This is a genomic window from Bacillus sp. FSL M8-0063, assembly GCF_038005545.1.
GTDB classification, from domain to species: domain Bacteria; phylum Bacillota; class Bacilli; order Bacillales; family Bacillaceae_G; genus Bacillus_A; species Bacillus_A wiedmannii.
The window spans coordinates 3354123-3375507 of sequence record NZ_JBBOTJ010000001.1 but is presented as its reverse complement, the minus strand read 5'-3'; the positions used below and the strand labels follow the sequence as shown (position 1 = coordinate 3375507).

At 36.8% G+C, this 21385-nt stretch carries 22 protein-coding genes; all 22 read left to right on the top strand.

The genetic code is table 11. The features are described 5' to 3' along the window. Positions 1-268: 268 nt before the first annotated feature. Positions 269-739 (top strand): ribosome maturation factor RimP, encoded by a 471-nt coding sequence (gene rimP, locus MKX31_RS17010; protein WP_000359098.1) that lies wholly within the window; start codon positions 269-271, stop codon positions 737-739. Between the two features lie 17 nt (positions 740-756). Next, positions 757-1863, top strand: coding sequence for a transcription termination factor NusA (nusA, locus tag MKX31_RS17005; RefSeq protein ID WP_000102596.1), 1107 nt, complete (start codon positions 757-759; stop codon positions 1861-1863). Positions 1864-1874: 11 nt separating this feature from the next. Further along, a complete protein-coding gene (rnpM, locus tag MKX31_RS17000) occupies positions 1875-2147 on the top strand; it encodes an RNase P modulator RnpM (protein WP_000071127.1) in 273 nt (90 codons plus the stop codon). Beyond that, complete coding sequence (locus MKX31_RS16995) at positions 2148-2459, top strand: YlxQ family RNA-binding protein (RefSeq protein WP_001286521.1); 312 nt, start codon at positions 2148-2150, stop codon at positions 2457-2459. It begins immediately after the preceding gene. A 4-nt stretch (positions 2460-2463) separates the two neighbouring features. Beyond that, the gene (gene infB / locus MKX31_RS16990) at positions 2464-4524 is read left to right on the top strand and encodes a translation initiation factor IF-2 (protein WP_064475018.1); all 2061 of its coding nucleotides are present in this window, start codon (positions 2464-2466) and stop codon (positions 4522-4524) included. Then, the gene (locus MKX31_RS16985) at positions 4521-4802 is read left to right on the top strand and encodes a DUF503 domain-containing protein (RefSeq protein WP_000582364.1); all 282 of its coding nucleotides are present in this window, start codon (positions 4521-4523) and stop codon (positions 4800-4802) included. Before infB ends, MKX31_RS16985 begins: the two co-directional genes overlap by 4 nt. Positions 4803-4817: 15 nt before the next feature. Beyond that, entirely contained in the window at positions 4818-5174 is a 357-nt protein-coding gene (rbfA, locus tag MKX31_RS16980) for a 30S ribosome-binding factor RbfA (protein WP_000776445.1), read from the top strand. Between the two features lie 86 nt (positions 5175-5260). Further along, positions 5261-6184: a tRNA pseudouridine(55) synthase TruB gene (gene truB, locus MKX31_RS16975; RefSeq protein WP_076539679.1), complete on the top strand. Its 924-nt coding sequence runs from the start codon at positions 5261-5263 to the stop codon at positions 6182-6184. 43 nt (positions 6185-6227) lie between these two features. Further along, positions 6228-7199 (top strand): bifunctional riboflavin kinase/FAD synthetase, encoded by a 972-nt coding sequence (gene ribF / locus MKX31_RS16970; protein WP_064475019.1) that lies wholly within the window; start codon positions 6228-6230, stop codon positions 7197-7199. A gap of 100 nt (positions 7200-7299) precedes the next feature. Beyond that, on the top strand, positions 7300-7569 hold the full coding sequence (rpsO, locus tag MKX31_RS16965; protein ID WP_001229392.1) for a 30S ribosomal protein S15: 270 nt from the start codon (positions 7300-7302) through the stop codon (positions 7567-7569). 160 nt (positions 7570-7729) lie between these two features. Next, complete coding sequence (pnp, locus tag MKX31_RS16960; RefSeq protein WP_046957398.1) at positions 7730-9868, top strand: polyribonucleotide nucleotidyltransferase; 2139 nt, start codon at positions 7730-7732, stop codon at positions 9866-9868. A 152-nt stretch (positions 9869-10020) separates the two neighbouring features. Then, a complete protein-coding gene (locus MKX31_RS16955) occupies positions 10021-10920 on the top strand; it encodes a polysaccharide deacetylase family protein (RefSeq protein ID WP_064475020.1) in 900 nt (299 codons plus the stop codon). Between the two features lie 86 nt (positions 10921-11006). Then, positions 11007-12248 carry a M16 family metallopeptidase gene (locus MKX31_RS16950; protein WP_000593005.1) on the top strand — a complete coding sequence of 414 codons (1242 nt, stop codon included), beginning with the start codon at positions 11007-11009 and terminating at the stop codon, positions 12246-12248. Between the two features lie 130 nt (positions 12249-12378). Next, entirely contained in the window at positions 12379-12630 is a 252-nt protein-coding gene (locus tag MKX31_RS16945) for a YlmC/YmxH family sporulation protein (protein ID WP_064475021.1), read from the top strand. Between the two features lie 274 nt (positions 12631-12904). After that, positions 12905-13807: a dipicolinic acid synthetase subunit A gene (dpaA, locus tag MKX31_RS16940; RefSeq protein WP_000954740.1), complete on the top strand. Its 903-nt coding sequence runs from the start codon at positions 12905-12907 to the stop codon at positions 13805-13807. Next, positions 13804-14403, top strand: a complete 600-nt coding sequence (gene dpaB / locus MKX31_RS16935; RefSeq protein ID WP_001049480.1) for a dipicolinate synthase subunit B — start codon at positions 13804-13806, stop codon at positions 14401-14403. Before dpaA ends, dpaB begins: the two co-directional genes overlap by 4 nt. 150 nt (positions 14404-14553) lie before the next feature. Beyond that, the gene (asd, locus tag MKX31_RS16930) at positions 14554-15600 is read left to right on the top strand and encodes an aspartate-semialdehyde dehydrogenase (RefSeq protein WP_000414854.1); all 1047 of its coding nucleotides are present in this window, start codon (positions 14554-14556) and stop codon (positions 15598-15600) included. Between the two features lie 23 nt (positions 15601-15623). After that, on the top strand, positions 15624-16856 hold the full coding sequence (dapG, locus tag MKX31_RS16925; RefSeq protein WP_340981356.1) for an aspartate kinase: 1233 nt from the start codon (positions 15624-15626) through the stop codon (positions 16854-16856). 11 nt (positions 16857-16867) lie between these two features. Beyond that, positions 16868-17746 carry a 4-hydroxy-tetrahydrodipicolinate synthase gene (gene dapA, locus MKX31_RS16920; RefSeq protein ID WP_340981355.1) on the top strand — a complete coding sequence of 293 codons (879 nt, stop codon included), beginning with the start codon at positions 16868-16870 and terminating at the stop codon, positions 17744-17746. 776 nt (positions 17747-18522) lie between these two features. After that, positions 18523-20193, top strand: a complete 1671-nt coding sequence (locus tag MKX31_RS16915) for a ribonuclease J (protein ID WP_000823080.1) — start codon at positions 18523-18525, stop codon at positions 20191-20193. 104 nt (positions 20194-20297) lie between these two features. Next, on the top strand, positions 20298-21047 hold the full coding sequence (tepA, locus tag MKX31_RS16910) for a translocation-enhancing protein TepA (protein WP_000139828.1): 750 nt from the start codon (positions 20298-20300) through the stop codon (positions 21045-21047). Beyond that, complete coding sequence (locus MKX31_RS16905) at positions 21044-21247, top strand: YlzJ-like family protein (protein ID WP_000605035.1); 204 nt, start codon at positions 21044-21046, stop codon at positions 21245-21247. Before tepA ends, MKX31_RS16905 begins: the two co-directional genes overlap by 4 nt. Positions 21248-21385 lie beyond the last annotated feature (138 nt).

Here is a 21385-nt window from a genome sequence, read left to right as displayed (position 1 = left end):
CATGTATATTGTGTAAAAAAAAGAGTGGGGAAACCCACTCTTTCGTGTTACTATCTACGTTTTATTGATGTGGAGAGGTAAGAAATTTCTGTCGTATATACATATTTTGTTACAAGTTTTACTTCTTAAATTTGGTAATACTAAGACAGATATTCCCTGCTTAACGGCAGGGGCTTTTGTTAGCTAACGAGAAAGAATAAGATGGACCGTTTTTATGGACGGGGTCTTTTCTTGTAAATGGTACATGGCGGCAGGAAGGAGGCTGTTTATGGATAAGAAAGTCACAGAAGTTGTAGAAGCATTTGCGCAGCCAATCGTTGAAGAGTTAAATCTTGAACTTGTAGATGTAGAGTATGTGCAAGAAGGACAAGACTGGTTCTTACGCGTATTCATCGATTCTGAAAAGGGAGTCGACATTGAAGAATGCGGTGCGGTAAGTGAACGTTTAAGCGAAGCTTTAGATAAAGAGGATCCAATTCCTCATCTTTACTTTTTGGATGTATCATCTCCTGGAGCGGAACGCCCATTAAAGAAAGAGAAAGACTTCCAGCAAGCGGTAGGAAAACAAGTGGCAATTAAAACATATGAGCCGATTGATGGTGAAAAAATGTTTGAAGGAAAGCTACTTTCCTACGATGGTACTACAATTACATTATTATTAACAATTAAAACACGTAAAAAAGAAATCCAAATTCCAATGGATAAAGTTGCAAATGCGCGACTTGCTGTTACGTTTTAGTTAGAAGGGGGATCTTCATGAGCACTGAGTTGTTAGATGCCTTGCTCGTATTAGAGTCAGAAAAAGGAATCAGCAAAGATATTATTATTGATGCGATTGAAGCAGCGTTAATCTCTGCTTATAAACGCAATTTTAATCAAGCACAAAACGTTCGTGTGAGCTTTAACCCAGAAGTGGGAACAATTCAAGTTTTAGCACGTAAAGACGTTGTAGATAATGTGTTTGATCCACGTCTTGAAATTTCTGTTGAAGAAGCAAGACAAATTAATCCAAACTATCAAGATGGTGACGTACTAGAGATTGAAGTAACACCAAAAGATTTCGGTCGTATTGCAGCACAAACTGCAAAACAGGTTGTAACACAACGAGTGCGCGAAGCAGAGCGTGGTGTTATTTACTCTGAGTTTAGTGACCGTGAAGAAGATATCATGGTGGGTATCGTACAACGTCAAGATGCTCGTTTTATCTATGTAAGCTTAGGGAAAGTAGAAGCTTTATTACCTGTAAGTGAGCAAATGCCAAACGAACAGTACAAACCACATGATCGTATTCGCGTATTCATTACGAAAGTAGAAAAAACAACAAAAGGACCACAAATTTACGTATCACGTACACATCCTGGTCTTTTAAAACGTTTATTCGAAATGGAAGTTCCTGAAATTTATGATGGAACTGTTGAAATTCGTTCTGTAGCACGTGAAGCTGGCGATCGTTCTAAAATTTCTGTACATGCAGAGAACATTGATGTTGATCCAGTAGGTTCTTGTGTAGGACCGAAAGGACAACGTGTACAACGCATTGTAGACGAATTAAAAGGCGAAAAGATTGACATCGTTCGCTGGTCAAATGATCCAGTAGAATATGTTGCAAATGCTTTAAGCCCATCACAAGTTGTTAAAGTGCTTGTAGATGAAGAAGAAAAAGCAACAACTGTTGTTGTTCCAGACCACCAACTGTCATTAGCTATTGGTAAGCGTGGACAAAATGCACGTCTTGCAGCTAAATTAACAGGTTGGAAAATTGATATTAAGAGTGAGTCTGATGCGAAACAACTTGGTATTGTAACAGAAGAAGATAGCGTAATCGCATTCGGATTCGATTCAGTTGAAGACGAAATCGAATAGAGGTGATGAGTATGAGCAATCGAAAAGTTCCGTTACGAAAATGTGTTGCAACGCAAGAAATGAAATCAAAACGAGAGCTCGTTCGCATTGTTCGTTCCAAAGAGGGAGAAGTGTCCATTGATTTAACTGGAAAGAAATCAGGACGAGGTGCTTATTTATCAAAAGATAAAGAAAGTATTCTTCAAGCCCAAAAGAAAAATGTTTTGGAACATCATCTAAAAGCGAAAATCGACGGTTCTCTATACGAAGAGCTTCTTGAGCTTGTTGAGAAGGAGTCGAAATAAGTGTCCGATTGGAAATCGTTTTTAGGACTAGCAAACCGGGCTCGGAAAATTATTTCGGGTGAAGAACTTGTTTTAAAAGAAGTACGAAGTGGCAAAGCAAAACTTGTATTGCTATCTGAAGATGCGTCAGCAAATACTACAAAACGCATCACGGATAAAGCGACGTATTACAACGTACCAATGAGAAAGGTCGAAAATCGACAACAATTAGGGCATGCGATTGGGAGAGACGAGCGAGTCGTTGTAGCTGTGTTAGATGAGGGCTTTGCGAAAAAGCTGCGTAGCATGCTCGATACAAATTACCGGGGGTGAAGGTATGAGTAAAATTCGAGTGCATGAATATGCAAAACAACATAATATCTCAAGTAAAGATCTTATGACAAAACTAAAAGAAATGAATATCGAGGTTTCGAATCATATGACAATGTTAGACGATGAAGTAGTAAACAAATTAGATAATGCGTACCAAACTGAAAAACCTTCTGTTGCAGATGAGTTTGAAGTAGAAGAAAAAGTTGTTCGTAGTAAAAAGAACAGCAATAAGAAAAAGAAAAAAGGCAAAGGAAATGAAGACAAACGTCAAGATAACTTTGCTGGAAGACAACAAACACAAATTGTAGAAACACCAGATAAACTTACTTTCTCTGGAAGTCTTACAGTAGGTGAGCTTGCTAAAAAATTAAGCAAAGAGCCGTCTGAAATTATTAAGAAGCTCTTTATGCTTGGAATTATGGCAACAATTAACCAAGACTTAGATAAAGATACAATTGAGTTAATTGCTACTGATTATGGTATTGAAGTAGAAGAAGAAGTAGTTGTAAGTGAAACTGAATTTGAAACATTCATCGATGAGCAAGATGATGAAGAGAACTTAAAAGAGCGTCCAGCTGTAGTTACAATTATGGGGCACGTTGACCATGGTAAAACAACTTTACTTGACTCTATCCGTAATTCAAAAGTAACTGCAGGCGAAGCAGGTGGAATTACTCAGCATATTGGTGCATACCAAGTTGAAGTAAATGACAAGAAGATTACATTCTTAGATACGCCTGGTCACGCGGCATTTACAACGATGCGTGCTCGTGGTGCGCAAGTAACGGATATTACAATCCTTGTTGTTGCAGCTGATGACGGTGTTATGCCACAAACAGTTGAAGCGATTAGCCATGCGAAAGCAGCTGGAGTACCAATTATTGTAGCTGTGAATAAAATGGATAAACCAGCGGCAAATCCTGATCGTGTAATGCAAGAATTAACAGAATATGAATTAGTTCCAGAAGCTTGGGGCGGAGATACAATTTTCGTACCAATTTCTGCAATTCAAGGTGAAGGAATTGACAACTTACTAGAAATGATTCTTCTTGTAAGTGAAGTAGAAGAATATAAAGCAAATCCAAACCGTTATGCAACTGGTACTGTAATCGAAGCACAGCTTGATAAAGGTAAAGGAACTATCGCGACATTACTTGTTCAAAACGGTACACTTCGAGTTGGAGATCCAATCGTTGTTGGTACTTCATTCGGACGTGTTCGTGCAATGGTAAGTGATATTGGTCGTCGTGTAAAAGTTGCTGGTCCATCAACTCCTGTTGAAATTACAGGTTTAAATGAAGTACCACAAGCGGGAGATCGTTTCATGGCATTCGCTGATGAGAAGAAAGCTCGTCAAATCGGTGAATCACGTGCACAAGAAGCGTTACTTGCTCAACGTGGTGAAAAATCTAAATTAAGCCTTGAAGATTTATTCCAACAAATCCAAGAAGGCGATGTAAAAGAAATTAACTTAATTGTGAAAGCAGACGTACAAGGTTCTGTAGAAGCAATGGCAGCGTCACTTCGTAAAATTGATGTTGAAGGTGTTAAAGTTAAAATTATCCATACAGGCGTAGGTGCGATTACAGAATCTGATGTTATTTTAGCTTCTGCATCTAATGCAATTGTAATTGGATTTAACGTACGCCCTGATGTGAATGCGAAGCGTACAGCTGAATTAGAGAATGTTGATGTTCGTTTACACCGTATTATCTATAAAGTAATCGAAGAAATCGAATCAGCAATGCAAGGTATGCTGGATCCAGAATTCGAAGAAAAAGTAATCGGTCAAGCGGAAGTACGCCAAACATTCAAAGTAACAAAAGTTGGAACAATCGCAGGTTGTTACGTAATTGACGGTAAAATTACACGTGATAGTGGCGTGCGTATTATCCGTGATGGCGTAGTAATTTTCGAAGGACAACTTGATACGTTAAAACGTTTCAAAGATGACGTAAAAGAAGTTGCACAAAACTATGAGTGTGGTATTACAATTGAGAGATATAATGATCTTAAAGAAGGGGACATCATTGAAGCGTACATTATGGAAGAAGTGAAGCGATGATTATCGCTTCACTCTCATTCGAGTGTATGATTTACGATGTGCATTCTTTAAAAGAGAAACGAGCAATTTTGCAACGGGTGCTAACTCGTGTGAAGCAGCGTTATAATGTAGCTGTTTCAGAAGTAGGGCATCAAGATGTATGGCAACGTACAGAAATTGCAATTGTTTCTGTATCCTCTAATCGTGTTATTTGTGAAAAAGAAATGAATCGTGTACTCGAGTACATCGATTCATTTCCTGAAATTGAACGTACAATAACACAATTGGAATGGTATTGAATGAGGTGAAGAGTTATGAAATTACGTGCAAACCGTGTAGGCGAGCAAATGAAAAAAGAATTAGGCGACATCATCAGTCGTAAAATTAAAGATCCACGTGTTGGATTTGTTACAGTAACAGATGTACAAGTGAGTGGAGATTTACAAATTGCTACAGTATATATTTCTGTTTTAGGTGATGAGGAACAGAAAGAAAGTACATTAAAAGGTTTAGCGAAGGCAAAAGGTTTCATTCGTTCAGAAATTGGCCAGCGTATTCGTCTTCGTAAAACACCGGAAATTTCCTTTGAGTTTGATGAGTCTATCGGATATGGTCATCGAATTGATACACTTTTACATCAAATTAATAAAGACGGTAAACGTGAAGAATAATGGATAGACATTTGTCTATCCATTTTTTCAATGCAAAATTAATTTTGGATAATTACTATGAAAGAATTATGATGAGGTGAACATATATGGAAGGTGTAGTATTATTACATAAGCCAAAAGGCATGACATCACATGATTGTGTATTTAAATTAAGAAAGATATTGCGTGAGAAACGAATTGGTCATACAGGAACATTAGATCCAGATGTAACAGGAGTATTACCTATTTGTGTAGGACGAGCAACGAAGATTGCACAATTTTTAACGAGTGAGACGAAAACATATGAAGGTGAAGTAACACTTGGATTTTCAACGACAACTGAAGATGCTTCTGGTGAAGTTGTTGAAACGAAAAATGTAGATCGTGTTATTACTCGTAAGGAAGTAGAAGGGGCTCTTGCTGCATTAACAGGTACGATTGAACAAATGCCTCCGATGTTTTCAGCTGTAAAAGTTAACGGAAAAAAACTATATGAATATGCAAGAGCAGGACAAGAAGTTGAACGTCCAGTTCGTACAATTACAATTCATGAATTTGTATTACTAGATGATCGTGAAGTGTTTGAGGGGGAAAATATTTCATTTCGTTTCCGTGTAACGTGTAGTAAAGGGACATATGTAAGAACATTAGCAGTAATGATTGGTGAAAAACTTGGTTTCCCATCACATATGTCTCACCTTGTAAGAACAGCTTCGGGTGAATTTTTATTAGAAGATTGCATATCATTTGAAGAAATTGAAGAAAACGTGCAAAATGGAACAGTAGAGTCTATCTTCATTTCAATTGATGAAGCATTAAGTAAGTTTCCAAAAATGGTTGTAGATGAAAAGCAAGCAGAGAAAATAAAGAATGGTATGTTCTTAAAAAATGAATTGCAAATAACGGCGCCATTTATAACAGTGTTTGATAAAAATAATCGCTGCCTTGCAATTTATGAGCACCATCCAAAACACCCTGGTATGCTAAAGCCGATGAAAGTACTTGTGAATAATCAAGAACTAAAGCTATAATGAATTATTGGAAGGATTATTACAGAAAAAGGTGAATTCAAGCGTGAAACTTATTCATTTAACTCATCCACATGAACAAAATAAATTAGAATTACCACCTACTGTAATGGCATTAGGATTTTTTGATGGCATTCATTTAGGACATCAATGTGTGATTCGAACTGCGAAACAAATAGCTGATGAACGAGGATATAAAAGTGCAGTTATGACATTTTATCCGCACCCATCTGTTGTTTTAGGAAAAAAGGAAGCGCATGCGGAGTATATTACACCAATGTGTGATAAAGAAAAAATAGTCGAAAACTTAGGGATCGATATATTATATGTTATTAAATTTGATGAATCGTTTGCAGGCTTATTGCCACAACAATTTGTAGATGATTATATTATTGGTTTGAATGTAAAGCATGTAGTAGCAGGGTTTGATTATTCATATGGACGTTTAGGAAAAGGAAAGATGGAGACTTTACCATTTCATGCAAGAGGGGAGTTTACACAGACTGTGATTGAAAAAGTTGAATTTCAAGAAGAGAAAGTAAGTTCTACAGCATTACGAAAGTTAATTCGAAATGGCGAAATGGAACAAATTCCATCTATTTTAGGTAGAGCATATACAGTAGGGGGAACGGTTGTACACGGTGATAAGCGTGGACGTCAAATTGGTTTTCCTACAGCTAATATAGGTTTAAGTGATGAGTATCTATTACCACCTGTAGGTGTTTATGCAGTGAGATTAAAAGTTCACGATGAATGGTACGATGGTGTATGTAATATTGGATATAAACCAACTTTTAAAGAAGATGAGCGTCAATTATCTATTGAAGTGCACTTATTTGAATTTAACAAAGACATATATGAACAAAATGTTACAGTAGAGTGGCATATGCGTATAAGAGAAGAAAAGAAATTCAATGGCATCGATGAGTTAGTTGAACAAATTGCAAAAGATAAGAAAACAGCACAAGAATATTTTGCGAACGAAAAGAATATACTTGCTTTTTCAAATGAAAAGTAGTATTCTATGTTATGTACTTTATGACAACCATTGCTTGGCATTGCGACTCACCGACGCTTGCTAGGTAATTGGGGGTTTAATTAATAGGAGGTGAAATAGGATGGCTTTAACACAAGAGCGTAAAAATGAAATCATTGCACAATTTAGAACTCATGAGACTGATACTGGTTCTCCAGAGGTTCAAATTGCTGTCCTAACGGAGCAAATTAACACTCTAAACGAGCACTTACGTACTCACAAGAAAGATCATCATTCACGTCGTGGTCTATTAAAGATGGTTGGTAAACGTCGTAACTTACTAACTTACCTTCGTAATAGCGATATCACACGTTACCGTGAATTAATCACAAAGCTTGGCTTACGTCGATAGTCAAAGAAGCGGGAATATTCCCGCTTTTTTGTTAGGTAAAAATATATCTTCTACCCTTTATAGCTTACTTCATTTTCGGTAATACTAGAGGTAGAATATTGTGATATACTATCCATTTACATAGAAGAATTGAATACTTTAAATTGAGAGGGGTACTTAAATGAGTCAAGAAAAGCAAGTCTTCTCGATAGATTTAGCTGGTCGCCAGCTAACAGTTGAAACAAGTCAGCTTGCGAAGCAAGCGAACGGAGCAGTATTAGTAAGATATGGCGATACAGCGGTTCTATCTACAGCAACTGCATCAAAAGAACCAAAAAATGTAGATTTCTTCCCACTTACAGTAAACTATGAAGAGCGTTTATATGCAGTCGGGAAAATTCCTGGCGGTTTCATTAAACGTGAAGGTCGTCCGAGTGAAAAAGCAATTTTGGCAAGTCGTTTAATCGACCGCCCAATTCGTCCACTTTTCGCAGATGGTTTCCGTAACGAAGTACAAGTTGTCAGCATAGTAATGAGTGTTGATCAAGATTGTTCTTCTGAAATGGCAGCTATGCTTGGTTCTTCATTAGCGTTATCGATTTCAGATATTCCATTTGAAGGCCCAATCGCGGGTGCAACAGTTGGTCGTATTAACGGCGAATTCGTTATTAATCCAACAGTAGAACAGCAAGAACAAAGTGATATTCACCTTGTTGTGGCTGGTACGAAAGATGCAATTAATATGGTTGAAGCAGGAGCAGATCAAGTGCCTGAAGAAACAATGTTAGAAGCAATTATGTTTGGACATGACGAAATTAAACGTCTAATTGCATTCCAAGAAGAGATTGTACAAGCTGTAGGTAAAGAGAAATCAGAAGTGAAACTGTATGAAGTTGACGCTGATCTTAATCAAGCTGTACGTGAAATGTCTGAGAAGGATATGCATTCTGCAATTCAAGTACATGAGAAACATGCACGTGAAGATGCAATTAACGAAGTGAAAAAGCGTGTAATTGAGCATTACGAAGCGCAGGAAGCTGACGCTGATACATTAGGACAAGTAAGTGAGATTTTATATAAAATTGTAAAAGAAGAAGTACGTCGTCTTATTACAGTTGAAAAAATCCGCCCAGATGGCCGTAAAGGTGACGAAATCCGTCCATTAGCATCAGAGGTTGGCATTTTATCTCGTACACACGGTTCTGGTCTGTTCACACGTGGACAAACACAAGCATTAAGTATTTGTACATTAGGTGCATTAGGCGATGTGCAAATTTTAGATGGTCTTGGTGTAGAGGAATCAAAACGCTTTATGCACCATTACAATTTCCCATCATTTAGTGTTGGTGAAACAAGACCGATGCGTGGACCAGGTCGTCGTGAAATTGGTCACGGTGCACTAGGAGAACGTGCTCTTGAGCCTGTAATTCCATCTGAAAAAGATTTCCCATATACAGTACGTCTTGTATCTGAAGTTTTAGAATCAAATGGTTCTACTTCACAAGCAAGTATTTGTGGTAGTACTTTAGCAATGATGGATGCTGGTGTTCCACTTAAAGCTCCAGTTGCAGGTATTGCAATGGGCCTAGTTAAAACTGGTGAGCATTACACAATTTTATCTGATATTCAAGGTATGGAAGATCATTTAGGTGATATGGACTTTAAAGTAGCAGGTACAGCAAAAGGTGTAACTGCACTTCAAATGGACATTAAAATCGATGGTCTATCTCGTGAAATTTTAGAAGAGGCATTACAACAAGCGAAAGTCGGTCGTGTGCACATTCTAAATCATATGTTATCTGTTATTGCAGAGCCACGTACTGAATTATCAGCTTACGCTCCAAAGATTATTACAATGACAATTAACCCAGATAAAATCCGTGACGTTATTGGGCCGAGCGGTAAACAAATCAATAAAATTATTGAAGAAACTGGCGTTAAAATTGACATCGAGCAAGATGGTACAGTATTCATTTCTTCAATAAATCAAGAAATGAATGACAAAGCTAAGAAAATTATCGAAGATATCGTTCGCGAAGTACAAGTAGGTGAAATCTACGAAGGAAAAGTGAAACGTGTTGAGAAATTCGGTGCTTTCGTTGAATTATTCAGCGGTAAAGACGGATTAGTTCACATTTCTGAACTTGCACTTGAGCGTGTAGGTAAAGTAGAAGACGTTGTAAAAATCGGTGATGTAATTACAGTTAAAGTTATCGAGATTGACAAGCAAGGTCGCGTGAATCTATCTAGAAAAGTATTGCTAAAAGAAGAGCAAGAAAAAGAAGCTGCTAAAGAAGAAAACAAACAAGAGCAGCAATAAGTAAAAGCCAGTTAAACTGGCTTTTTTTGTTATGTAAAAAATATGATTTACATATATTTTTATGTCAGTATAGGTATAGTTTTCATTATAACGCTCAAATTAACAAAGATAAGAAGAAAAAAGGTTTTTATATAGTTAATGGGAGGGTTTATATGAAAGCTCGTATATTGGCATACATATGTATAGTTTTTTTATATGTCAGTGTAGGCTCTTATTCCGTTTTTGCACAGGATAACTTGTATGAAGAAATTCAAAAACATGCAAAACAATATGAGATTGCACCTCAAAATGCGATGATTGATAAAATATGGAAAGCAACACCAGGATATAATGGAAGACAAGTTGATATCGAAGCATCCTATAATAATATGAAGAAGCTAAAGAAATTTGATCAAAAAAATCTTGAATTCAAGGAAGTATCACCGGGTGTCCACTTAAAAGATTTATCACCAGCTCCAATTTATAGGGGACATCCAAATAAAAAGATGGTGGGATTAACAATAAATGTGGCATGGGGAAACGAGTATTTGCCACGTATATTAGAGATATTGAAAAAACATGATGTGAAGGCGACTTTCTTTTTAGAAGGACGCTGGGTGAAAGAAAATTTACGATTTGCAAAAATGATTGTCGATGCAAATCAAGAAGTCGGAAATCATTCTTACACACACCCTAATATGAAAACGTTATCTTCTGATGAAATACGAGATCAGTTACAAAAAACAAATCGAATGATCGAAGCAGCTACGAATCAAAAGGTGAGATGGTTTGCTCCGCCGAGTGGAAGTTTTCGGGATGAAGTCGTGAAAATTGCTGATGATTTCCAAATGGGAACGATTATGTGGACTGTCGATACAATTGATTGGAAGCGACCTGATCCAGATGTACTATTGCAGAGAGTAATGAGAAAAATACATCCAGGTGCTATCGTATTAATGCATCCAACTTCATCAACAACAGAAGCATTAGATACAATGATTACAAAATTGAAGGAACAAGGATATAAAGTAGGGAATATAACAGAATTACTGGATGAAAAACGTGTGGATTAAATACATTTGCATGACATTCATCCTTAAACTTGTTATCATTAAATAATAGCACTTATTTAGAGAAACTGGCAGTAGGAGGAAAGTTTTTGATTAAAAAATATACTTGTAAAAATGGTGTAAGAATAGTTATGGAGAATATACCAACCGTAAGATCGGTTGCGATTGGTATTTGGATCCATGCGGGATCAAGAAATGAAAATGAAAAAAATAATGGGGTTTCCCACTTTTTAGAGCATATGTTCTTTAAAGGAACGGAAACACGTAGTGCACGCGAAATTGCAGAATCATTTGATAGCATTGGTGGGCAAGTGAATGCTTTTACTTCAAAAGAATACACTTGTTACTATGCAAAAGTGCTAGATGAGCATGCTAAATATGCTTTAGATGTATTAGCAGATATGTTCTTTAATTCAACATTTGATGAGGAAGAACTGAAAAAAGAGAAGAATGTCGTATGTGAAGAAATTAAAATGTACGAAGATGCTCCAGATGATATTGTGCATGATATGTTAACGAAAGCAACATATGAAACGCATCCGCTTGGATATCCTATTTTAGGAACTGAAGAAACGCTTGATACGTTTACAGGTGATACGCTACGCCAATATATAAAAGATCATTACACACCTGAAAATGTCGTTGTTTCAGTTGCAGGAAATATTGATGAAGCCTTTTTACAAACGGTAGAGCAATATTTCGGTAGTTATGAAGGAACAACAAACCGTGAACAAGTACATAGCCCAATTTTCCATTTTAATAAAGTAGCACGTAAAAAGGAAACAGAACAAGCTCATTTATGTTTAGGATATAAAGGCTTACAAATGGGACACGAAGATATTTATAACTTAATTGTATTAAATAACGTTTTAGGCGGTAGTATGAGTAGCCGTTTATTCCAAGAAGTACGTGAGCAACGCGGGTTAGCCTACTCAGTATTTTCTTACCATTCTTCTTATGAAGATACAGGTATGTTAACGCTGTATGGTGGAACAGGTAGCCAACAATTAGATACACTGTATGAAACAATGCAAGAAACATTAGACACATTGAAAAATACAGGTATTACAGAAAAAGAGCTTATTAATAGTAAAGAGCAATTAAAAGGAAACTTAATGTTAAGTTTAGAAAGTACGAATAGCCGTATGAGCCGTAATGGTAAAAATGAATTGCTACTTCGTAAGCATCGTTCACTTGATGAGATTATTGAAAGTGTAAACACAGTAACAAAAGAAAATGTTGATGAGTTAATTCGTAACATGTTTACAGATGAATTCTCTGCAGCATTAATTAGTCCAGATGGAAAACTTCCAAAAGGAATAAAACTATAATTGCTTTATATGAAGTATGTAAAAATAACCGTATCTCTTTTAAATGAGATACGGTTATTTTTTTTGGATATACAGAATAGGTACTAATTATGGATAACTTAAATTCACAATTTCGGTAGGGGGAGAGTGTATGCGTTTAAGCGAATTAAGTGGTAAAGAGATCGTAAATTTAGAAAGTGCCGAGAAAATGGGGGTTTTAGGATATGTGGATTTAGAGATTGATGAGAAGGATGGCCAAATACAGGCTCTTATCATACCTGCTGGAAAATGGGGAGGTTTTAAAAAGGAACCACAAGAAATAAGAGTAGGGTGGAGCCAAATTAAAAAAGTGGGGTATGATATGATCCTTTGTGATATTACGGATCGTTCAAATTCGAAGTGAAAGATGGCCATTTTGGTCATCTTTTTTTGTTCATTTCCCTTTGATTATTAGCTCACATGAATTGAGCTTTTACCGGCAATCAATTTCTCGCATAATGTCCTCTAATATGCCGAATTTTCAGACGGTTGTCTTACTGCATACAAATAGCAGGATAAATCATACGTGCTTTTTGTTTTTCAATCACCTAAAACTCGTACATTACATAAGATGTGGAGGAAAAAGAAAAAGTAGGCACTTTTCTTATAAATGACAGAAAAAGAAGGTGAATTAGGGAATGTTGACTGAGATGCATATTGCTGTCATAGGAGGAGATGCAAGACAGCTAGAAGTAATTCGCAAGCTAGTTGAATTGGATGCGAAACTTTCATTGATAGGGTTTGATCAGTTAGATCATGGCTTCACAGGGGCAGCAAAAGAAAGTATACAAAATTTAGATTTCACTTCTGTAGATGCAATTATTTTGCCAGTTGCAGGTACAAATGCCAAGGGAGAAGTAGATACTATTTTTTCAAACGAAAAAGTTTCAATAACGAAAGAACAAATTGAAAATACACCAGAACACTTTACTATATATTCAGGTATTGGTACGCCTTACTTGGAAAATCTCGTATCTACTACAAACCGCAAACTTGTTAAATTATTTGATCGTGATGATGTGGCAATCTACAATTCTATTCCAACTGTAGAAGGTACATTAATGATGGTAATTCAACATACCGACTATACAATTCATGGTTCCAATGTAATGGTTTTAGGATTTGGTAGAACAGGGATGAGTGTTGCCAGAGCATTTCAATCATTAGGGGCCCATGTCAAAGTTGGAGCAAGACGATCGGAACATATTGCACGTATTACAGAAATGATGTTTTCTCCTTTTCATATGCAAAACATTGAGAAAGAAGTAGGAAATATCGATATTGTCATTAATACAATTCCGCATCTCGTCGTGACAGCGAATGTCATTTCAAAAATGCCAGCTCATACGTTAGTAATTGATTTAGCTTCTAAACCAGGCGGTACCGACTTTAGATATGCGGAAAAAAGAGGAGTCAAAGCGCTGTTAGCACCTGGATTACCTGGTATTGTTGCTCCAAAAACAGCAGGACAAATTTTAGCGAACGTTCTTTCTCAGTTACTAGCAGAAGACGTAATAGCAAGAAAGGAGAATGGGGAATGAATTTAAAAGGGAAAAGAATAGGGTTTGGTTTTACGGGTTCACATTGTACGTACGAAGAAGTAATGCCTCATTTAGAAAAATTAATTGCTGAGGGAGCAGAAGTACGCCCCGTTGTTTCTTACACTGTTCAATCAACAAATACGAGATTTGGCGAAGGAGCAGAGTGGATTAAAAAGATTGAAGAAGTAACAGGTTTTAAAGCGATTAATTCCATCGTTGGTGCAGAACCACTAGGACCTAAAATTCCACTAGATTGTATGGTGATTGCGCCACTAACAGGAAATTCTATGAGTAAATTTGCAAATGCAATGACAGACTCTCCAGTATTAATGGCAGCAAAAGCGACGCTAAGAAATGGCAAGCCTGTCGTATTGGCTGTTTCGACGAATGATGCTTTAGGGCTGAATGGCGTCAACCTCATGCGCCTAATGGCAACAAAAAACATCTACTTCGTCCCATTCGGTCAAGATGCACCAGAGAAAAAACCGAACTCAATGGTAGCTCGTATGGAGCTGCTTGAAGATACAGTATTAGAAGCGCTGCAAGGAAAGCAATTGCAACCGGTTGTCGTAGAAAAATTCAGATATATGAATTAAAAAACGAAAAAAAACGGACAATTTTTGATGAAACCATCATTCTTACTGTAGAATATGATAAAATTAACGTTATTAAGATTAGAAGGGGTATTGTATACTCCTTCTGATTCTAAGTTATAGAAGGATTGGTATCTAGAAAGGGGCATAGTGATGGAAAAGCAAAAAACTTTTCATGTCGCTGTAGTTGGAGCAACCGGCGCAGTTGGTGAACAAATGTTAAATACTTTAGAGAAACGAGAATTTCCAATCGGGAAGTTAACGTTACTTTCATCTAAACGATCTGCAGGTAAGAAACTTGTATTTAAAGGCGAAGAATTTACAGTTCAAGAGGCAACTCCTGAAAGTTTTGAAGGAGTAGATATCGCACTATTTAGTGCTGGTGGATCTGTATCAAAACAATTAGCGCCAGAAGCAGCAAAGCGCGGTGCGATTGTTGTTGATAATACAAGTGCATTCCGTATGACAGAAAACGTGCCACTTGTTGTACCTGAAGTAAATGAAAACGACTTAAAAGAACATAATGGTATTATTGCAAATCCAAACTGTTCTACAATTCAAATGGTAGTAGCTCTTGAGCCAGTTCGTCAGCAATATGGTTTAAAACGAGTAATCGTTTCCACATATCAAGCTGTATCAGGTGCTGGTGCGGCAGCGATTGAAGAACTTCATGAACAATCACAAGCAATCTTAAATGGTGAAGAAGTGAAGGCAAATGTTTTACCTGTATCAGGTGATAAAAAGCATTTCCAAATTGCTTTCAACGCGATTCCACAGATTGATAAATTCCAAGATAATGGATTTACGTTTGAAGAAATGAAAATGATTAATGAAACGAAAAAAATTATGCATATGCCTGAATTAGAAGTAGCGGCAACATGTGTACGTTTACCAGTTGTATCAGGTCACTCTGAGTCTGTTTACATCGAAGTAGAAAAAGAAGGTGTAACAGTAGAAGAATTCAAGAGCTTACTTGCAAATGCGGAAGGTATTGTTCTACAAGATAATCCAGAAGAGCAGTTATATCCAATGCCAGCTACTGCAGTAGGTAAAAACGAAGTATTCGTTGGAAGAATCCGTAAAGATTTAAATAATGATAAAGGATTCCATCTTTGGGTCGTATCTGATAACTTATTAAAAGGCGCTGCATGGAATTCTGTTCAAATTGCAGAGCGCTTAGTAAAATTACAATTAGTGTAAACGGCTAAGAGAAGGTGCAAAATATGAAAATTATTGTTCAAAAATTTGGTGGCACATCCGTACGTGATAAAAATGGACGTAAGCATGCGCTTCATCATATAAAAAAATCGCTAGATGCGGGTTATAAAGTAGTTACTGTCGTATCTGCTATGGGCCGTAAAGGTGAACCATATGCAACTGATACTTTGTTAAGTCTTGTAAATCAAGAGGAATCTCGCATTTCTAATCGTGAGCAAGATTTATTATTATCATGCGGAGAATTAATCTCAGCAATCGTCTTTTCTAACATGTTAAATGAGAACGGTATAAAAGCAGCGGCATTAAATGGTGCACAAGCTGGTTTTGTAACAAATGAGGATTTTACGAATGCTAAGATTATTGAAATGAATTGCGATCGTGTACATGAAGAGTTAGAAAATGTAGATGTAATCGTCGTTACAGGATTCCAAGGACAAACGAAAAAAGGTGATACGACAACACTTGGACGCGGAGGTAGCGATACTTCAGCTTCTGCATTAGGTGTTGCGCTTCATGCTGAATTTATTGATATCTTTACAGATGTAGAAGGTGTTATGACTGCGGATCCTCGCATTGTAAAAGATGCACGTCATCTTCAAACGGTAACATACAATGAAATTTGTAACATGGCATATCAAGGTGCAAAAGTCGTTCATCCACGTGCAGTTGAAATTGCGATGCATGCCAAAGTACCACTTCGTGTACGTTCTACGTATTCTGATAGTGAAGGTACGCTTATTTCAGCATCGGACGGTGCTACAAAAGGCCGTGATGTAGAAGAACGTCCTGTTACAGGTATCGCTCATGTATCAAATGTGACGCAAATTAAAGTGCTGGCAAAAGAAACAGCATATGATTTACAACAGCATGTGTTTAAAGAAATGGCGAATGAAGGAATCAGTGTCGATTTAATTAACATTTCACCTACTGGGGTAGCTTATACGGTGAGTGATAATGTATCAAGTCGTGCAGTTGAATTATTAAGAAACCTTGGATATGAGCCAATTGTGACAGAGCATTGTGCAAAAGTATCTATTGTAGGAGCTGGAATGGCAGGATACCCAGGGGTTACTGCGAAAATCGTTACAGCTTTAGCGGAAAAAGGTATTCAAATTTTGCAATCGGCAGATAGCCATACGACAATTTGGGTTCTTGTAAAAGAAACTGATTTAGTGGAGGCTGTAAATGCATTACATAGTGCGTTTGAGCTTTCAAAAGAAAAGCAACTGGAACAATAAGGAGTGAGACCATGATAGATTTTGGGACAATTGCAACTGCGATGGTAACTCCGTTTGATAAAAACGGAAATATCGATTTTGCGAAGACAACGAAATTGGTAAATTATTTAATAGATAACGGTACAACAGCAATCGTGGTAGGAGGAACGACAGGAGAATCTCCTACATTAACTTCAGAAGAAAAAGTAGCGTTATATCGCCATGTCGTATCTGTTGTCGATAAAAGGGTGCCCGTAATCGCTGGAACAGGTAGTAATAATACGCATGCTTCTATTGACTTAACTAAAAAGGCAACAGAGGTTGGTGTTGATGCAGTAATGCTAGTAGCACCGTATTATAACAAACCGAGTCAAGAAGGAATGTATCAGCACTTTAAAGCAATTGCTGAAAGCACGCCGCTTCCGGTTATGCTATATAACGTTCCAGGACGATCTATTGTACAAATCTCCGTTGATACAGTTGTTCGTTTATCAGAAATAGAAAACATTGTTGCGATTAAAGATGCAGGCGGCGATGTGTTAACAATGACAGAAATCATTGAAAAAACAGCGGACGACTTTGCAGTATACAGCGGTGATGATGGTTTAACGTTACCAGCTATGGCAGTTGGAGCGAAAGGTATCGTTTCTGTAGCATCTCATGTTATCGGAAGTGAAATGCAAGAAATGATTGCAGCATTCCAAGCAGGAGAATTTAAAAAGGCGCAAAAATTACATCAATTACTTGTAAGAGTAACGGATTCATTATTTATGGCGCCAAGCCCAACGCCAGTAAAAACAGCGTTACAAATGGTTGGATTAGATGTAGGTTCTGTACGTTTACCGCTTCTTCCATTAACAGAAGAAGAAAGAGTAACGTTACAATCTGTTATGCAATCTATCCCTCGTTAATAAAAAATGACCTAGTGTAGAACTAGGTTATTTTTTTATGTTATGAAAATCTTCGCCTCTCGTTTCTCACCTACATGTGTTCTTATAAGATCATATTATGCCACTTGTTTAACCGCTTCTTCATTATGTGTTGCAACATGTATAAGAAAATAATCGTACACCTTTAAATGAATCAAAAAATCATAGTTATTATAGGATAAACATTTGTATAAACGTAATAAAATATCGATTCTGTTTTTTAGAGGGATTGTCTCAAATATGACGTGATTCATAAAAAAGATTCATTTTATAAGTGTTTTTGTTCGATTCTAGAAAAATAAGTCTTGAAAATCCATATTATGAAATTAATTTAGCGTATGTATGGTTATTTCTTCAAAATAATATGGAGTATAAAATCGGAGTAAATATAAAGGAAATACGTTCGATATTTTTGTTGTAATTCCGTTCTTTTACTTCTTCTTTCGCACGATTTAACTTGTGTTCTATTTCTTGTATCAGGTATAATATGGCTAAGTAGCTTAGTACGGGTATGCTTAGCAAAATTGGTAAAAATTATAATTTGATTACATTTTCATATCATATCGAATAAGATATTTGATTTATATAATGAAAGAGAGGTGAAACCTGGTTTAAAAAATAAACAAGGACATGATATCGCATAACGGTAAGGACATTCGTCTTGGACGGTGAATATATGGTGGTTGTAGAGTTTCCCCTGGTGTCTCTGCAATTTTAGTGAAATCAGTGTTTGAAAGATTTTTAAACCAGGCAACAACATGAAGAGAAAAGAGAATGAGTCTGTTAAAGTATTTGCTCTTGGTGGAGTAGGTGAAATCGGGAAAAACATGTACTGTGTTGAAATTGATTCTGAAATCTTTATTGTAGATGCAGGGTTAATGTTCCCAGGAGATGAAATGTTTGGAATTGATATCGTTATTCCTGATATTACATATTTAGTGGAAAACCAAGAGCGAGTAAAAGGTTTATTTATTACTCACGGTCATGAAGATCATATTGGTGGAATTGTTTACGTACTTCGTAAATTATCAATTCCAGTGTATGCAACGAAATTAACAGTAGGACTTATACAAGAAAAACTTGGCGAAGCGGGTATGTTAGGCCGTGTAGACTTAAAAACAATCGATTCAAATTCAACAGTAGAGTTTAATACTACAACGGTGTCATTCTTTGGAACGACACATAGTATTCCAGATTCTGTTGGTGTTTGTTTCCATACATCAAAAGGTGCTATCGTATATACGGGAGACTTTAAATTCGATCAAACTCCAATTGGAAATAGTGGAGCAGACCTTGGAAAAATGGCACAAATCGGAAATGAAGGCGTACTGTGCTTATTATCTGATAGTACAAATGCTGAGCGTCCAGGCTATACAGGTTCTGAAAAAGAAGTTGGTGTAGAAATTTCTAAAGTGTTCTACGGCGCAGAAGGACGTATTATCGTTGCTTCATTTGCATCGAATGTACATCGTATTCAACAAGTATTTGATGCAGCTGCTGAAACAGGACGAAAAGTAGCGGTTGTAGGACGTAGTATGGTGAAAGTGGTAGATATCGCAAGACGTCTTGGTTATTTAGATGTTCCAGAAGGTATGGTTATTTCACTACAAGAAGTAGACAATTTCCCAGAGAAAAAGGTAGCTATTTTAACGACAGGTAGCCAAGGTGAACCGATGGCAGCCCTTTCTAGAATGGCGAAGCAAGCTCATAAACAAATTTCAATTCGTAAAGGTGATACGGTTATTATTGCGGCTTCTCCAATTCCGGGTAATGAAATATCTGTATCGAAAATTATTGACTTGTTATTTAGAGCTGGAGCTGATGTTATTTATTACGGTGAAAGAAAAGTTCACGTTTCAGGTCACGGTAGCCAAGAAGAATTAAAATTAATGTTAAATTTAATGAAACCTAAGTATTTTGTACCCGTACATGGTGAGTTCCGTATGCAAAAAGCACATGCATATTTAGCTGAAGATGTAGGTATTGCAAGAGAGAATATCTTTATCGTAGAAAAAGGCGATGTGATTGCTTTTGGTGACGATGAAGCAAACTTAGTTGGCAAAGTACAAGCTGGTAATGTGTTAATTGATGGATTAGGTGTAGGTGACGTTGGTAATATCGTTCTTCGAGATAGAAAAATGTTATCTCAAGATGGAATATTAGTAGTTGTTGTAACACTTGGTAAAGATGAAAAGAAAATTATCTCTGGTCCAGAAATCATTTCACGTGGTTTTGTGTATGTTCGTGAATCAGAAGCGTTAATTGACCGCTCTACAGAGATTGTACGTATGATTGTTGAGCAATCGATTAAAGAGTATTCAATTGAATGGTCTATGTTAAAACAAAATATTCGTGAATTATTAGGGCAGTTCTTGTACGAAGAGACAAAGAGAAAACCTATGATTTTACCGATTATTATGGAAGTATAAAAAAGATCACCTTTACGGGTGATCTTTTTTTCTTTTTAAACTCTATCGAATGAAATTTTTAACTTAAGAAATAATAGTTATATACGAGTGAAAGGGGATGCGATATGACAGAACGTGATCGTTATACAAATGAAGGGAAAGAGGCTGAGCCGAAAGAAACTGGGAAAGAAGCCTCGATAGTGGAAAAAATTCAACAGCTAGGGCAAACGAATGTACCACAAATGAATGAATCGAGTATTCATTGTTTAACAATCATTGGGCAGGTGGAAGGTCATGTTCAGTTGCCGCCGCAAAATAAAACAACAAAATATGAGCATATTATTCCGCAAATTGTTGCGATAGAACAAAATCCGAAAATTGAAGGTTTGCTTTTAATATTAAACACGGTCGGAGGTGACGTTGAAGCAGGTTTAGCAATTTCTGAGATGGTAGCTTCGCTTTCAAAGCCAACGGTATCACTTGTTCTGGGCGGCGGGCATTCTATCGGTGTACCAATCGCCGTCTCTACGGATTATTCATTTATTGCGGAAACTGCGACGATGACAATTCATCCCATTCGTCTAACAGGTCTTGTTATAGGTGTGCCACAAACATTTGAGTATTTAGATAAAATGCAAGAAAGAGTCATTCGATTTGTGACGAAGCATTCGAAAGTAACCGAAGATCGTTTTAAAGAACTTATGTTTGCGAAAGGGAATTTGACGCGAGATATTGGGACGAATGTAATTGGTGGCGATGCAGTGAAATATGGTCTTATAGATGATGTCGGTGGTATTGGGAATGCGATTCGAAAGCTGAATGAATTAATAGATGCTCGCATGGATGATAGTGCAGAAGGGACAATGTTACAATGATTTTATACACAATTATGCCAGAGCAACTTGTATATCCAACTGATTATTCGCAATGTGAAAGCCAAAAAGTTGTAAATATAAACGGTGTTGAATTAATGGTTTCTGAAGAAGAACATGGGTGTTATTCTATTGTACGTGTGTTAAGTACGGATCCGCTACACTACTTAGAGTTTGAGCCCGGCCAAAAAATAACCTTTTAGCAAAAAGAAGGATTTTGTTTAGAAGCTATGGTATAATATAAAAAACAAGACGGTTGAGCAGCCATGAGAGGGCTGCTTTCTTCTGTTTATTTAACAATTTACAAGAAGTGTAAAAATAGAAGATATAAGACCTGAAAA

Coding starts and splice junctions, on each gene's coding strand:
- rpsO (WP_001229392.1), top strand. CDS start 7,300: ATGGCTTTAACACAAGAGCGTAAAAATGAAATCATTGCACAATTTAGA.
- rbfA (WP_000776445.1), top strand. CDS start 4,818: ATGAAATTACGTGCAAACCGTGTAGGCGAGCAAATGAAAAAAGAATTA.
- MKX31_RS16945 (WP_064475021.1), top strand. CDS start 12,379: ATGCGTTTAAGCGAATTAAGTGGTAAAGAGATCGTAAATTTAGAAAGT.
- MKX31_RS16955 (WP_064475020.1), top strand. CDS start 10,021: ATGAAAGCTCGTATATTGGCATACATATGTATAGTTTTTTTATATGTC.
- dapA (WP_340981355.1), top strand. CDS start 16,868: ATGATAGATTTTGGGACAATTGCAACTGCGATGGTAACTCCGTTTGAT.
- MKX31_RS16915 (WP_000823080.1), top strand. CDS start 18,523: ATGAAGAGAAAAGAGAATGAGTCTGTTAAAGTATTTGCTCTTGGTGGA.
- tepA (WP_000139828.1), top strand. CDS start 20,298: ATGACAGAACGTGATCGTTATACAAATGAAGGGAAAGAGGCTGAGCCG.
- dpaA (WP_000954740.1), top strand. CDS start 12,905: ATGTTGACTGAGATGCATATTGCTGTCATAGGAGGAGATGCAAGACAG.
- rimP (WP_000359098.1), top strand. CDS start 269: ATGGATAAGAAAGTCACAGAAGTTGTAGAAGCATTTGCGCAGCCAATC.
- rnpM (WP_000071127.1), top strand. CDS start 1,875: ATGAGCAATCGAAAAGTTCCGTTACGAAAATGTGTTGCAACGCAAGAA.
- dapG (WP_340981356.1), top strand. CDS start 15,624: ATGAAAATTATTGTTCAAAAATTTGGTGGCACATCCGTACGTGATAAA.
- infB (WP_064475018.1), top strand. CDS start 2,464: ATGAGTAAAATTCGAGTGCATGAATATGCAAAACAACATAATATCTCA.
- MKX31_RS16905 (WP_000605035.1), top strand. CDS start 21,044: ATGATTTTATACACAATTATGCCAGAGCAACTTGTATATCCAACTGAT.
- dpaB (WP_001049480.1), top strand. CDS start 13,804: ATGAATTTAAAAGGGAAAAGAATAGGGTTTGGTTTTACGGGTTCACAT.
- nusA (WP_000102596.1), top strand. CDS start 757: ATGAGCACTGAGTTGTTAGATGCCTTGCTCGTATTAGAGTCAGAAAAA.
- truB (WP_076539679.1), top strand. CDS start 5,261: ATGGAAGGTGTAGTATTATTACATAAGCCAAAAGGCATGACATCACAT.
- MKX31_RS16985 (WP_000582364.1), top strand. CDS start 4,521: ATGATTATCGCTTCACTCTCATTCGAGTGTATGATTTACGATGTGCAT.
- asd (WP_000414854.1), top strand. CDS start 14,554: ATGGAAAAGCAAAAAACTTTTCATGTCGCTGTAGTTGGAGCAACCGGC.
- pnp (WP_046957398.1), top strand. CDS start 7,730: ATGAGTCAAGAAAAGCAAGTCTTCTCGATAGATTTAGCTGGTCGCCAG.